At 46.3% G+C, this 14,258-nt stretch carries 9 protein-coding genes, 5 pseudogenes and 1 other annotated feature; of the genes and pseudogenes, 3 read left to right on the top strand and 11 right to left on the bottom strand.

Going from position 1 to position 14,258, the window contains the following annotated elements; translation table 11 throughout:
- Position 1: 1 nt before the first annotated feature.
- The 6 genes and pseudogenes from OGY15_RS24575 to eatA form a co-directional block, all read right to left on the bottom strand.
- On the bottom strand, positions 2–760 hold the full coding sequence (locus OGY15_RS24575) for an HvfC/BufC N-terminal domain-containing protein (RefSeq protein ID WP_001181584.1): 759 nt from the start codon (positions 758–760) through the stop codon (positions 2–4).
- Positions 729–1,655, bottom strand: coding sequence for an MNIO family bufferin maturase (gene bufB / locus OGY15_RS24580; RefSeq protein WP_000989040.1), 927 nt, complete (start codon positions 1,653–1,655; stop codon positions 729–731). Before bufB ends, OGY15_RS24575 begins: the two co-directional genes overlap by 32 nt.
- Positions 1,656–1,686: 31 nt before the next feature.
- Complete coding sequence (locus tag OGY15_RS24585) at positions 1,687–1,977, bottom strand: BufA1 family periplasmic bufferin-type metallophore (RefSeq protein WP_000754126.1); 291 nt, start codon at positions 1,975–1,977, stop codon at positions 1,687–1,689.
- Positions 1,978–2,285: 308 nt separating this feature from the next.
- Positions 2,286–2,843, bottom strand: coding sequence for a TetR/AcrR family transcriptional regulator (locus OGY15_RS24590; protein ID WP_000103553.1), 558 nt, complete (start codon positions 2,841–2,843; stop codon positions 2,286–2,288).
- Between the two features lie 254 nt (positions 2,844–3,097).
- Positions 3,098–3,764: pseudogene (locus tag OGY15_RS24595) on the bottom strand (hypothetical protein).
- 465 nt (positions 3,765–4,229) lie between these two features.
- Positions 4,230–8,323: pseudogene (eatA, locus tag OGY15_RS24600) on the bottom strand (serine protease autotransporter toxin EatA).
- An 854-nt stretch (positions 8,324–9,177) separates the two neighbouring features.
- On the opposite strand from eatA, the pseudogene OGY15_RS24605 reads away from it, so the two are divergent.
- Both OGY15_RS24605 and OGY15_RS24610 read left to right on the top strand, forming a co-directional pair.
- Positions 9,178–10,377, top strand: a pseudogene (locus OGY15_RS24605) (IS3 family transposase).
- Positions 9,462–9,578 (top strand) — a sequence feature (AL1L pseudoknot). Its footprint overlaps the pseudogene before it by 117 nt.
- A 203-nt stretch (positions 10,378–10,580) precedes the next feature.
- Positions 10,581–11,147 (top strand): hypothetical protein, encoded by a 567-nt coding sequence (locus OGY15_RS24610; RefSeq protein WP_000587873.1) that lies wholly within the window; start codon positions 10,581–10,583, stop codon positions 11,145–11,147.
- A 67-nt stretch (positions 11,148–11,214) separates the two neighbouring features.
- Here OGY15_RS24610 and OGY15_RS24615 read toward each other — a convergent pair.
- A pseudogene (locus OGY15_RS24615) lies at positions 11,215–11,400 on the bottom strand (transposase domain-containing protein); the annotation flags it as partial.
- Positions 11,401–11,469: 69 nt separating this feature from the next.
- On the opposite strand from OGY15_RS24615, the pseudogene OGY15_RS24620 reads away from it, so the two are divergent.
- Positions 11,470–11,613, top strand: a pseudogene (locus tag OGY15_RS24620) (helix-turn-helix domain-containing protein); the annotation flags it as partial.
- 370 nt (positions 11,614–11,983) lie between these two features.
- Here OGY15_RS24620 and OGY15_RS24625 read toward each other — a convergent pair.
- From OGY15_RS24625 to OGY15_RS24640, 4 genes are all read right to left on the bottom strand, one after another.
- The gene (locus OGY15_RS24625; RefSeq protein WP_000515889.1) at positions 11,984–12,592 is read right to left on the bottom strand and encodes a ProQ/FINO family protein; all 609 of its coding nucleotides are present in this window, start codon (positions 12,590–12,592) and stop codon (positions 11,984–11,986) included.
- 722 nt (positions 12,593–13,314) lie between these two features.
- The gene (locus OGY15_RS24630) at positions 13,315–13,731 is read right to left on the bottom strand and encodes a type II toxin-antitoxin system VapC family toxin (RefSeq protein ID WP_001044768.1); all 417 of its coding nucleotides are present in this window, start codon (positions 13,729–13,731) and stop codon (positions 13,315–13,317) included.
- The gene (vapB, locus tag OGY15_RS24635) at positions 13,728–13,958 is read right to left on the bottom strand and encodes a type II toxin-antitoxin system VapB family antitoxin (protein WP_001261279.1); all 231 of its coding nucleotides are present in this window, start codon (positions 13,956–13,958) and stop codon (positions 13,728–13,730) included. The genes OGY15_RS24630 and vapB overlap by 4 nt, the downstream gene beginning before the upstream one ends.
- Before the next feature lie 138 nt (positions 13,959–14,096).
- Positions 14,097–14,258, bottom strand: a 162-nt coding sequence (locus OGY15_RS24640) for an integrase core domain-containing protein (protein WP_140433507.1), incomplete at its 5' end; no start/stop codon positions are given.

Genomic DNA, 14,258 nt, shown 5'->3' on the forward strand with positions numbered 1-14,258 from the left:
ATCATTTCTCCTCTGTGCAGGCCAGCCACCCGAGTAGCCTGTTCTGGTGCAGGCGCAGCAACAGAGAGCCAGGTTCAAAACAGCAGTCATGCTCTCTGGCCTGCAACGTTGCCTGCGCCAGGTTATTGCCGGCATGTACCGCCACCATAAACGAAAAGTCGGCAGGGCTGAGAAGCGTAATCCGCACGTCATCCCCCAAACGGAACAACAGCACCTGCTCTGGCTGCAGAGGGTCAACAAACAATGGCTCCTCCTCCTGATGAGCTGCCCACAGGCTGTATATCGCATAAGGCGAGCTGAAAAGTCGGACAGAAGGAACCAGGCCCGCAGTCAGACTGACCAGTCCGGTCTGCGCCAGTCGCACCAGCTGTTCTTCGGATACGAGGCTGGTCGTCTCCGCCGCATGCAACGCATCGATAAACAATAGTTCCAGTCGGGTCAGATCGGCCAGCCACGGCCATTCAGCCAGTGGGGAAAAGGACGCTATCCAGGCAGGCAGAGCATGTCCATACCCCGCCAATACCGGCGACGAGGGTGGATGCTGACGGATAAATTCAGCAACCATGGCCCGAAAAAATTCGTCACCAACCTGTCGTTGCAGGACCGGGCAGTTTTCTGCCAGCGCTTCCGTTAAGGAGGCCATGATATTATTACGGTAGACCGCAAACCGGACGGCCGGATCGCTGCCATTCCAGACGGTAAGCCCCACCGGGGGGGGGGAGTGTGGCTCAAGCAGTGCCTGGTACAGACTGTTTTGCATGCCTGGCTCCTTCTTTCATTCTGTTTTCTGCCATTGCTGCCTCACCGAGCAGGACGCTGAGCGGGGGGATACTGGCATCCCATTCGATCAGGGTGGCGACCGCACCTGTGCCGGTGAGGGCGGACTCATAAAGCTGCCAGACTGGCACCGTCACCGGGCTATCATGACTGTCAATAAGCAGGCGGGCACCGACGCCGTCCTGGCTTTCGGTATAGCCTGCAAGATGGATTTCCCTCACCCGGTCCAGGGGCAGTTGATGCAACATCTGGTACGGATCGCGATTGTGATTCACGCTGCTGATATAGAGGTTATTCACATCGAGCAACAGTCCGCAGCCGGTACGGTGGATCACCTCACGGATAAAATCGGTCTCACTGAAGGTGGAGGTAGAGAATTCAACATAGGTGGCCGGATTCTCGAGCAATATCTGGCGACGCAGCGTATTCTGGACCTGATCGATATGTTCACATACCCGGTTCAGCGTGGCCTGTGTGTACGGTAACGGCAGGAGATCATTCAGAAAAATATCATCATGCGTGGACCAGGCCAGATGCTCTGAAAATGAATGCGGCTGATAGCGGTCAACCAGGGCCGCCACCCGCTGCAGATGTGCGGTATTCAGCGGTTGTTCTCCACCGATGGACATCCCCACCCCGTGAATGGACAGGGGATAGCATTCACACAGGGCCGTCAGCGCCTGGTGGAAAGGCCCCCCGGCACAGAGATAATTCTCTGCATGAATTTCCAGAAAGCCCGTATCGGGTTTATCTGCCAGAAGTTGCCGGAAATGCTCCGGTTTCAGGCTGATGCCTCCCCGGGCGGGGAGGCACGCATTCCACATACCAGAAGCAGTGCTGGCAGAGGGATCACAGGGGTGAGTCTGGCTGGTCATCATATCGGCTCCTGGTTGTGGACTGTCGTGGATATTATGCGTTTTTAAAGGCCTCAAGCTGGCCATGGCCGGTAGGGGAACCCGGGGATTTCATCTTCACGCAGGTGCCCGCCGGTACCAGTTTCCAGGCATTTCCCTGATAATCCATTTTCGCGGTGCCTGCACAGGTTGTGCCGGCGCCGGCTTTACAGTCGTTTTTGCCTTTCAGCGAAACGCCGTAACATTTTTCCATATTATCGCCAGTGGCCATTGCCGGGGCACTGGCCGCTGCCAGTACGCTGCCCAGGGTCAGTGCCAGTAATGCGGTGGAGGTTGTTTTTTTCATATTCATATCCTCTGAGTCGTTGTATTTATCAGCACATTGCTGATGCCTTTAAAACTATCTACTAATAGATAAGTTCTCAATGTGTTTTTTTTCTTTATGTCCGGAAAACGAGATTTTCTTCACAATACGGGAGGCAGGTTGCACCCGGTCTGGAAAATAAATACAGGCAGTTATGCCTGGCAGACCATGGCTGATGCTGAGTTGCCTGTCCTTGAGAGGTTCCGGATCACTCCGGTAACGTCCAGTCGGACCGCTCAAAATGACAGGGGGTCGCCCCGGCATCACCGGGACACGTCCGCAGGGATGAGTCAGACCCGGCAGAGCAACTGCTCCAGCGCTTTCATCGTGCGGATGCAGGCGTCGTGAGGCGGTATGCGGTTCAGCATCAGGGCGCCTTTTATCGAACTGGCCACAATCATAGCAACATCTTCTGCCGGGGCAGAAAAAAACAGTTCTCCGCTTTCCTTTCCGGACAGCAGGACCGCCGTCAGAATGCGCAGGTCCGTCTGTGCCAACCGGTTAACGGCCTCCTGCAGGGGAGGCTCAAACAGGTTACAGTCCGACATCATTGCGTACACCCCGCACATCTGGCCGGTGTCCGCGCAGGCCAGAAAGGCCTCCATATAGCCCTTCAGGCGGGCTTTCCCGGCAGGTAACTGCTGCAGGGTGGCTTCCAGCGCCAGAAAACCGGCTTTTTTATATTCACAGTAGGCTATTCCCAGGTCTGTTTTTGTCTGGAAATGGTAGTGAATGCTGGCTTTACGGATACCCAGCGTCTTCGCCAGGTCAGCATAGCTGAACCCCTGGTAACCGTTCTGCTGGATAAGTGTGTCAGTCAGTTCAATCAGACTGTCATGGGTGGACATATGTTTCTCCCGGGGGGGCTATAGTAATTCTGAATAACAACAGGCCCGAAGACAAACGCCGCCAGGCAGGAAATCTGTACTGGTATTTTACTGCAAAGCGAAGATGACTGCTGCTCCTGGGTCTGTTTCAGCACTTCCGTCACATGCCCGGATTACACGATGTCCGCACCGGTGCGTATTCCGCTCTATTCGATCACGGATTGGCCAAACCGTGATCGATTCAGATGCCATTTTGCAGCAGTATACATGGGTGCTCAAATTGCTGAAGACACGTAAGTCAGGGGAAGAAGTGCCTTACTGAGCCCGGAATGGCATCCTGTTGCAGATATTACTGATATTTCAGACTGTTCTGAAAGCAAATGTCTGCGGGGATCGGTTGGTAACATCCAGGGCCAGATCTCCTCCCCGTTCAATGTCCGTAATTTCTGAACGATTTCCTCAGAAAGACGATCATCAATTCTTTCCCGTAAGAGCTCCCGCTGCTGAAAAATGCTTTCATTCATTTCCTGATCATCTGCCCTTAACAGCATTTCAGCACACTTCATGAATTCAGCCCGTTCGCTCAGTACGCCAGACTGGTTGTAGAGCCAGTTAATAAATAACAATGCCTCGGGATATTTTCCCCATAACGGGCAGAATGTTTCATATACCTGCCGCCAGTCCTTTGAGTGCAATATTCAGCGCTTTTCGCGGTGTCTCCTGCTCCAGAAAGGCATATGCCATGTATGCATACGCATCAATAAAATCCGGTTCCTGTTGTGTGATATGCTTCAGGGCATTGATATAAGACCTGTCGCTGAGCTCATCCTCGTCAAAGGCGTCAAGCAGTTCGTCAAACTTCTCCAGTAGTGATTCATACCAGGTTTCCGGGAAAATGAAGCAGCCCTGATTATTCTTCACTTCAAAGCGTAATCTGTTCATATGCTGAATCTGTTGTAAATCTGGAAAAACTTATAGTTCTCCACGAATAAAACCCACGGCAGTTTGTATCAAGTTTCTTCTCACAACGGAATAAAACCTGACTGGCTTGTCAGAATGAAATTTAATAACAGAGCAACGCTGAATATTAATGGTAAACGGGATCATAGGTTGTTGCACGAAAGAGTCATGGAGATTACACCGCAGTGATGATCATATCTTTATTTGATAGTACGGTAATGCCAGATAAATAAAAAATGATGCTAAAATTGCAACGTTTTATAAATACATTCAATTAATTACCCAAGCAAGGTGAGACTTATAGAGGAAATGGGCGCGAACCCCCACATCCTGCTATAATAAGAAGGCGGCTCCCTATTATGGAAGCCGTCGCTGTACTATCGTTAAGGTGATATCAGCTCCCTTAACTAGTTCGCATTATGTTGGATAGCTGCGCAGCTATCAAAATCAGAAATAATAACGGAAGTTAGCATTTATAGAGTTGTCTATATTATATCTCCCAAACGCCGACTTCTCCAACTCCAGACCAAAACGCATATTGTCTTTAACTTCCACATTCGTTCCCACGTTCATTAGCATCCTGCTGTCTTTTTCACCTTTGAAGTGTTTTTTACCAGAAGCATCCTGTAAAACAGTTTCTCCATTTGCCAGCAAATCGAACTGGTAACTCAGTCCTGCACGTGCTGTTACTTTCCAGGTATCTCCAGAGAACACTCTACCTACATCCACGCCTGTTCGACCAATTAGTGGGTGATAGTCTTTGTCTTTCATACTCAATTGCATTCCCTGGTCTTTCCAGTTAAATGACTTTCCTGATACCGAACCATAAACCAGTTCCATCTGTGGTTCCACCCATGTATTTTCTGACATGTGATAACGATACCCGATTTCAGCTCCAGCATACAAAGAATGGGTGGTATAGCTTCTTTCCCCCAGGGAGGCAAAATTCAACGTATACCGATTATCATGATGGAGATATTTACCAATCAGGTCAAAATAAGCTCCAGACTCAAAGAGACCTGATGCATACACCCCTCCCCCTAGCGATTTTGTTTTACCGCTGAAAGCCTGGCTGCTGGCATTGCTGTCTGTATAGGTCAGTAATGCACCGGTGAATAAATTTAGACCGTTCAGCTCATGCTTTCTGTCTGCACCAATCTGAACGTGGGTATAGTTATCTCTGTAACCACTCTCACCTGAACCGGTACCATTCATGATACGCGCCCACCCTCCAGCATCTCCCTGACTATCCCGTAAATCCCCCATACGTTTGTTCAGATTATTGACTTCCGTCAGGAAGGATTTATAACCTGAATCCATAAAGTCCGTTGCGATTTTCGAGGCTCTGGCATCAGCGACAGACTGATATCCAGTCAGCACCCACTTTGTGGCTGTATCCGTATTTTCTGTCCTGATTTCTGGCGTGATATTACTGAATCCAATCTGCTGGGTTCCGGCCTTGAATGTATTTTCATCACTGCCTTTTGGTGCAGTGATTAACGTCACATTTGTACCATTGGCTGCTTTGTTAAAAAAGTTAACAAGAATAGTATTATTGCTGCCCTGCAGTTTGCCGGTAACATTCAACTGGTCAGCCTGGCCATTGTTTACATGTACAAGAAACACTGAGTTAGACGCAATAAGCTCTTTTACCCGCAGTTTTGCAAAATGCCCTCTTCCACCTAACTCTATTTGGGAGTCGTTGGCTTTCAGCTCTTTGATTTCCGAATTTCTATCAGAGTGCCACAGAGCATTATTCATATTCACTGAGCTCTGTGGCCCCATAATATTGCCCTGCAAAACAGCATTATATCCCTTCATTAAGGTATTGAATAATGGAGAGTCCGTCTTCCCGATAGTTGCATTACTGTCTCCCAGATTAATAATTGCTGCAGAGTCCTCTGCTATAATATTTGAACTCAGATAGCCCATATTTTTCACTGAAAGGCTGGCCCGCTCACCGAGATGAATTCCTTCTGTAGTCGAGATCACAGGTGAATAATACCCCGGCTTTCCTACAGAAGGTATCCCTGTCAGAGTCAGAGAGGCGTTTTCTTTTATTTCCATAGTGTTATTTGTGAAAATACCACTCTGTGCAGTCAGTTTTGCTCCTTTTTCGAGAAGCAGGCTACTATTAATAAAGCTACCAACATGGTCAAGAATAGCATTCTGAGAGGTCACACTAACAGAACTGTCATAAGCCTCAATACCACCAGTAAAATTCTCCCTGACCTCCAGAGACGAATGGTTTTCGAGCAGCACATTACCACTGTAATAACTTTGGTCAGCAGCTGTTGTTGCAGTGGAACTCCCTTCAACAGAAGATACTGCATTACCGGTTCCATCATTCTTGTCAGTAAAGACCCGAGAACTTCCCAGAATGACGGTACTTCCGTTGGCAGCACTAATATCTCCTTGCATACGAGCATTTCTGGAGAGATGGAATGTTGCTGCATCAAGCTTCAGTTTATCCATTGTAAACTGACGGTTTTCCCAATCACTCTGGCCGGCTGAGGTTGTCATTCCTGCATGAATCACCGGATGCCCCTGGAATATCAGAGTACCTGACTTTTTCGTTATCACCCCTTCAGGCAGACTAACAGAACCATCAAGAGTCAGCACATCCTTACCAGAGAGTGGATGTATATTTACATCCATATAACCATTAAGTTGTCCATGAAACATATAAGGTTGAGAGCTTTCCTCAATCTTCTGCTGTTTCACGATTTGAATCGCTTTATCACGATCGTGACCAACATTTTGCCAGACATTGGTATTGTTTAAATCACTGAAAAATGGACCGTACGCCTTTGATTTCAGGATAAAGTAAGTATTTGATGCAGAAACATAATATAAGTCACCAGGACTACCATGCCCCCCAAAAACTTCATATGTCTTCACATCAACACTAATGTCATTTTCATTTAGTGTTTGTAATTTAAGTGTTAATTCAGATTTATTTTTGTTATTATTAGAAATAATAGCACCATAGTCTGCAGCCTGAAGACGAGTAAAGGTTACATTATTTCCATTTAAATCAAGAGTGCCGCCTCTATATCCCCATGATATTTTATCTGGGTTAACTTGATTAGCATCTGAAAGTATAACTGTTGCACGACCACTGGAAATGTTAATAGAGCTAAAGGCTTGCTTGTGTCCATTATCATCAGGGCGTTGATTCAGAATTACGGTTCCATCACCGACTTTCAGTCCTCCATTATTGACCCCTTTTCCATTAACGGTTAATGTGCCTTCACCAACTTTATGTAAGTTATCATCATTAACACCATTAACCTGCCAAAGCACATTTACACCTTTTTCAGTAATGATACCACCTCCGGTCCATGTTTGGTCCGTTAAGGATGTAACTGTGTAGTTGTCAAAAAACTGCAAATAGCCAGCCCCTTGATCTATAGAGTCGTGTAAAATAACCTCTCCATTATTTCCTGTAAATTGAAGATTTTTACCTGCATTTAGGTCTTCCCCTTTTTTTCCATGCATGTCCCACACAACTCCCTCTTGACTTAATGTTCCCACTCCTGCGTTTTTATCATATCTCCATTGTAAGCTCCCCTTTTTAGAGTCATATGATATTGTTTTATCAAAATCATTTTTTAGTTGCTGATGAAGAAAATCTTGAGTTGTGACAACCCAGTTATTACCATGCTCACTTCCTGATGAAAGAACGCCAACTAAAACCCATTTTTTTCCAGAGAGTCATACGCAAATAAAGGAGAGCCACTATCACCTTTATTTAGATAGTTTGCAAGAGGCCCATTAGCTGGATTAAATATATCGCCTGTAGGTGCGGTAATCATTTGGCCATTGTTATATGAGTTTAAAGCACTGATAGTACCTCCGGTTAGGAAACCACCATTTGTATATACCGGTGTAAGATTTCCATTTTTATCCTTTATATATTGCAATCCACCTCCAAGCCTATAAAAGGCTGTAAAACGCCCCCCTTCTTGATAAGCGCCATTTACAGCTCCAACACTGGAGACTTCTGCAGGGGCGACCTCCGTGACAATCTTATTTAAACGTCGTGTTTTAATATCAAGGCTATTATGGTTGTTCTCTCCTACTACAGTATAATTATTTTGAATATGTCCAAAACTCATTATATCTGATCCATTAACATGCTTTGCTGTGACAACATATTGAGGCGAGTACAGTGTATGGTCTCCTGGTGGTAATGTCCCTGTATTCATCGTGGCGCTACTAAAATCAGGCATTGGAGCTTTATCAAGCACTCCAACTAACACTCCATTCTTATCGTAGATATTTATATTTGATGCGCCAACTATAAAAGCTCCTTTATTTTCGGCAAAATCCCGAAATGTTTGATACGATATATCTGCATTAACTGTTGCAGCAAGAGATGGGGGGGCATAAGAAACAATAGCAAATGTTATTGGTGAAATAATTATTGATGAGGCACTCTTCAGTTTCCCTTTAACAGAAACGCGACGGGCAAGTTCAGAAACAGCAATAAAACCTTTGGCTAAAAAACTATACTTAAGAGAGAACACTTTATTCATATATAGAATCCAGTCTTTTATCAAAAAATATCCACACAACAAATAAAGACAACATAAATAACATTTATTGTCTTTTAAAAGAGATAGCTCCTTGTACTTTCAGGTTAAAACAACAGTGATCTTTTACCCTCCATTTTCTGTTTGCATTACATGTATCTCATCTATTACGATTCATATTAATAGAGGAGAAGTAAAATTGTATTCCCGCTATCCTTTAACTTAAAGGGAATATATAAACTAAAGTTGTATTTGGTAAAGGGGGTGCTAACATGTTAAAAGCATAGTCTCCTTGTCTAACATCTATTTAAATCTCCCATAGTAGTATTCTATAAAGCTTTGAAAGTATAAGGGGTTGCGTTTGGTTTGTCTATATCCATTTCTGAGCTTTATGGAATGTTTTTACTTTCAGTTGACAAACGAGTTCTATCAATAGATTTGACCATATTTGAATAAGGATTTTACATATCTACCGGATAGTCATATCGAGGGTAAATGGCGGCTCCTCTTTAATAATGGCTTTGTGCCTAGAGTAAATAAAACTGTCCTTGACCCACGATATTCAGACAGTCGTTGTATCTTAAGTTGACGTTACCCGCTGACGTTAATATTCCCGGGGGGTGAGGGCCAATGGAACGAAAACGTACGTTAAGGAGATAATTCGTTGTTTATATTTAAATTTAGATCTCTCAGCTCTCCTTTTAAAATATCCTCTGGCAGTGTGAATGTATAATGGCCCAACATATTGATATGTCCGAGCATCAGGGGAGATATAGACTGGCCCCCTGAATCTCCAGACAACCTGAACCGCCCCGGAAATCCTGGAGACTAAACTTCCTGAGAAAGAGGTAAACAGGATGACTAAAAATACTCGTTTTTCCCCCGAACTCCGTCAACGGGCAGTTCGTATGGTTGTGGAAAGTCAGGGCGAATATGACTCACAATGGGCGGCAATTTGTTCCATTGCTCCAAAGACTGGCTGTACGCCAGAGACTCTGCGAGTCTGGGTTCGTCAGCATGAACGGGATACCGGAGGCGGTGACAATGGTGGGCTTACCACCGCTGAACGTCAGCGTCTGAAAGAGCCGGAACGTGAAAATCCTGAACTGCGCCGTAGTAACGATATCCTTCGCCAGGCTTCCGCTTATTTTGCGAAGGCGGAGTTCGACCGCCTCTGGAAAAAGTGATGCCACTGCTGGATAAGCTGCGTAAGCTGTACGGGGTCGGACCGGTATGCAGTGAACTGCATATTGCCCCGTCAACGTATTACCACTGTCAGCAACAGCGACATCATCCTGATAAACGCAGTTCCCGTGCGCAGCGCGATGACTGGCTAAAGAAAGAGATACTGCGCGTATACGATGAGAATCATCAGGTATACGGTGAGCGTAAAGTCTGGCGTCAGTTGTTACGGGAAGGAATCAGGGTGGCCAGATGTACAGTGGCGCGCCTCATGGCGGTTATGGGATTTGCCGGTGTTCTCCGGGGTAAAAAGGTCCGCACTACCGTTGCCGCAGGTGGCCGCGTAAACCGTCAGTTCGTGGCAGTACGTCCTGACCAGCTGTGGGGGGGATTTTACTTACGTCAGCACATGGCAGGGCTTCGTCTATGTGGCGTTTATCATTGATGTGTTTGCCGGATACATCGTGGGGTGGCGGGTCTCATCGTCTATGGAAACGACATTCGTGCTGGATGCGCTGGAGCAGGCGTTGTGGGCCCGTCGTCCGTCTGGCACCATCCATCACAGCGATAAAGGCACTCAGTATGTGTCACTGGCCTATACGGAGCGATTAAAAGAAGCAAAACTGCTGGCATCAACAGGGAGTACAGGCGACTCGTATGACAACGCGATGGCGGAGAGCATCAATGGTCTTTACAAAGCGGAGGTAATACACCGTAAGAGCTGGAAAAACCGTGCAGAAGTGGAACTGGCCACACTCACGTGGGGGGACTGGTATAACAATCGACGATTGCTGGGAAGGCTGGGCCATACTCCTCCGGCAGAAGCACAAAAAGCTCATTATGCTTCCATCGGAAACAATGATCTGGCAACCTGAGTTCACAAATAAAACACTCTCCAGGAAACCCGGGGCGGTTCATTGTAGCAAGGTGGCTCTGCCGGAAGTTATGGTAAAGGTATAGGTTGCCCCGGATGGATAACTATCCTTTGCAGAGAGAGGAGGTTTCGTCCTTGGTGATGTTTCCTGCTCAGAGCTTTCCGCATGTGGAGTATTTTAATTTTTTCTGATGTCGAGGTAATATGATTATTTACTTTTTCCCATTTCAAATGGAAGAAAATGACGCTTTTCTTGATGCCGAAGTTAAGTATCAGAAAATGAAGCATAAAGAATGTTATGGTGTGAAAGCTTCACACAAAACACCTTTATCCTTTCTTAAACCGAGCGATACGTTATACATCGTTGCTCATGGCAACACATCAGTTATTGGATCAGGTTCAGCAACTGGGCCAACGTTGAATCCCGTAGCATTAGCCACTCTATTAATGCACAAACGTTTACCAAAGAACTTCATAGATCTCAGAGTGTTGTCCTGCGCCTCGGGGATACATTCGAGAACCCCAGCCTTCGCACAACGGCTGAAAGAAATTATGAAAGTACATGGGTATCATAGTCTGGTCGTTACCGGATACCTTGGTGAGGTTGATGTATCGAGAGACTGGAGATTAAAAAATGATGATGGTATGGAGTTTTATACCTTAAGAAAAAAAGGGATTATTCCTGTTAAGGATGTATTAAGTGAATCCCAGAGAGCGCTTTGTGGTTCTGATCTGAAATACGCCCTTTCTGATTTCAAGAAACGATTTTGAATAGGAGTAGTGCACTGACGTCAGAGCCATTATGCAAGTAAGCGGCTCGCCAGAACCGTATTGATATTTACTGAGAGCTCAGATCAACTTTCCAGGGCAACAGATCGCGTACCCGGTTTGCCGGCCAGTCCTGGATATGCTCAATGACGTAACGTAGCCATTTTTCTGGCCCCACATTGTTCAGACGGCATGTGCCGATCAGCGAGTACAACACCGCCGCATGTTCGCCACCGCTGTCGGAACCTGCGAACAGCTGTCAACGCCAAGATTATTGGCCGGGGGGGGGATGCGGACGATTTCCTGGACTCTCAGGAGATAAAACATGTTTACTGAAGAAGAAAAAATCCGCGCCATTGAGCTTTATTTCAAATATGGTAAGAAGCTGGCTCCCGTCGTACGCGAACTGGGCTACCCTTCGAAAAGGAATCTGCGTCGTTGGATCCGCTTATGGGAAGCAGGTGGTGGCGTACATCCTGCCGCTTGTTACTGTCAGCATGTTAATGCTAATGTATGCATACATTAGCATCAAGTTTTGTGCATAAAACGTACAATAATTTCCAATATCCAAACTGATTCGTTTTCTGCTCCCCCGGTAAGGGTGATATCTTCCGAACCGTCGCAGTCGTCTGGTTTGCTCATAGTTTTACCGGGGCATAAAATATGGTGTCTTAGAAAGATACTGAGGGCTTTATAAGAAACAGTACAAGTACATTGCTGTATTCTGTTTTCCTTGATTATTATTCAGGATGAATTGAATTTTTTCTGCACCTGATTTACTCATAATAATTCTCTTCCCATTTTTCTGATACGTAATGGCCAGCTGTTATCAGGAGTGTTTATTGCCCAGAAATATTCTCCTGCTGTGCCTGCATCCTGAGCAACTTTTGTTCTAATGTCACCAGTCTGCGACCGGCACTCTGTGCTTCAGATTCTGAGACCTGCCCTTTGGGGTGACCATCCAGACCATAACGTGGGACGCCGGCGACAGCTGTCCGCTGCAGATATACACGGCGTGAGGTGATGCAGGACACTGCACAGAGCCATTCGTCCATGGTCAGTTCTGTCTCCGGGTGTTCTGCCAGAAATGCTGAAATATCATTGTTTATGCCAATTTTCAGGGGAATAAATCCACCACCTTCAGCACGAAGATGAGGAAACAGGATCTTTATTTTTTCCACGCACTCGTGAGTATACTCTCTGGTCCAGTGGGAGGGTCGTGGGAAACTGTGTTTTTTCTTTTTCTTTTTCTTCTTCCTGGCTGGCGCTTCAGGGATATGTTTTTCGACGGCAGATGAATTTATTCCGGCGGATACTGATTCTGTCGTCTGTTCAGTAAATACAGGTGCGATAATATCTGTTTTTTCGGATAGGGAAGGTTCCGAAAAAGTTCGACGTTTTTTCACCACAATGACTGGTGTTTTCCTTTCTTCCTGATGTTTTCCCATAAATACCTCGGCTGTGTTGTTCTACTTCCTTATAATATCATAGTTCAAAATTTAATAAACTTTCTGTTATGTAATATCCCTTAATAATTTACGAAGATGACTCTGTACCCTGCTATGTGAATCAGGAACTTTTATAGCAGGATACAACGGATTGTTACTTACACAGTAAGATTTACTAAGGTTTGTTTTCTTCTTTTCTTATATTTATCTGGTAATCCTTATCAACAATGCCTGCTCTACTGTTTGCATTAATCATTGCTGGTTTGATCCATATTAGTTTGTTATTTTTCCTGCGAATATGTCCTCTGCGTAAGTGCATCCTTTTCGTCCCACCGGATTTTCCTGTTCCAGTATGATTACTTTGCACCTTAGTTTCAGGCAGTTGTAATACTTTATAAGTATATGAAGGACACTTGTTTTTTCAGGTGGCTGAACTTTACGACCATTTATGAATTTTCTTTCTGGTTTAGTGCTAAGTGTGACAGGACACACATTTTCGAAATTTAACACGCTACATGCCTGTATGAAAGCCTGTAGTTCATCGCGAGTATCCATAATAATTTGCGCATATAATCTTTCAATACTTCCCACCTGCTTTATCAAATCATCTTTAAATTCCATGCTTGTTATAAAAGATTCTGTTTTGAAGTGTGCTGCATTATAACAGCCCGTATACGGGCTGTTTTTTGGTGCCCTTATCTCCTGACTTTGAAAAGAGTGTCTTACTTCACCCAGTCTTCCAGCACCAGGTCAGGCACCCGCTCAAATTCTCTTGTATTATTCGTCACCAGTATCGCCCCGGCGGCGATGGCGTGCCCGGCAATCGCCGTGTCGTTCGGGCCGATCGGCGTCCCGGCCAGCCGCAGTGCCACTTTAATCTTCGTGGTGGCGTCTACTGCGGCGCGATCCCAGGGCAGGATGGCATCGAGGCGGGCGCAGAATTCATCGACCAGTTGGACGTGACGTGGTGAGGCCTTTGGGCCGGTAGCCCCGAAGCGCATTTCAGAGTAGGTGATGGCCGAGACCACTATACGGTGGCCGCGTAGCACCGCCTGCTCCAGACGCTTCAGGACGGCTTCTGGCTGTTCACGCATGATGAACGAGCAGATACAGGTATCAAGCATATAAGTCTTGTTCACAGGTTAAATCGCCCTTCGTCGCTGACAACATCCTCGCGCTCCGCCATAAAGTCCGGATCGGCTTTCTCGAGCTGCGCGAACGAGCCCCAGGCCGGGCGGACGGGACGCAGGATGATGCGGTCCCCTTCCCGGACGATCTCCAGCTCGCTCACCCCTTCAAAATCCAGATCGCGGGGAAGGCGGATGGCGCGGTTGTTGCCGTTTTTGAAAATGGATACGGTTCTCATGGTGTTCTCTCCCGGGTAAGTGTGGATATGTGGCGCATATCCGGAGTGACATTCGTTGCACCGGGTGTGTGCATATGCCAAGTATATGCAGATGTGTCACATATGTATAGATATGACATATGCAGATTGGATTTGCCCCTATATTTCCAGACACCTGTTATCACTTAACCCATTACTGGCTTGCTGCCGTAGATATTCCCGTGGCGAGCGATAACCCAGTGCACTATGCGGATGCCATTCGTTATAATGCTCGAACGCCTCTGCAAGGTTCTTTGCTGCCGTTAACCCGTCTGGTTTGGG

The organism is Citrobacter sp. Cu231 (genome assembly GCF_030332265.1).
Lineage (GTDB): Bacteria > Pseudomonadota > Gammaproteobacteria > Enterobacterales > Enterobacteriaceae > Citrobacter > Citrobacter meridianamericanus.

Coding starts and splice junctions, on each gene's coding strand:
- OGY15_RS24575 (WP_001181584.1), bottom strand. CDS start 760: ATGCAAAACAGTCTGTACCAGGCACTGCTTGAGCCACACTCCCCCCCC.
- bufB (WP_000989040.1), bottom strand. CDS start 1,655: ATGATGACCAGCCAGACTCACCCCTGTGATCCCTCTGCCAGCACTGCT.
- OGY15_RS24585 (WP_000754126.1), bottom strand. CDS start 1,977: ATGAAAAAAACAACCTCCACCGCATTACTGGCACTGACCCTGGGCAGC.
- OGY15_RS24590 (WP_000103553.1), bottom strand. CDS start 2,843: ATGTCCACCCATGACAGTCTGATTGAACTGACTGACACACTTATCCAG.
- OGY15_RS24610 (WP_000587873.1), top strand. CDS start 10,581: ATGATTATTTACTTTTTCCCATTTCAAATGGAAGAAAATGACGCTTTT.
- OGY15_RS24625 (WP_000515889.1), bottom strand. CDS start 12,592: ATGGGAAAACATCAGGAAGAAAGGAAAACACCAGTCATTGTGGTGAAA.
- vapB (WP_001261279.1), bottom strand. CDS start 13,958: ATGAGAACCGTATCCATTTTCAAAAACGGCAACAACCGCGCCATCCGC.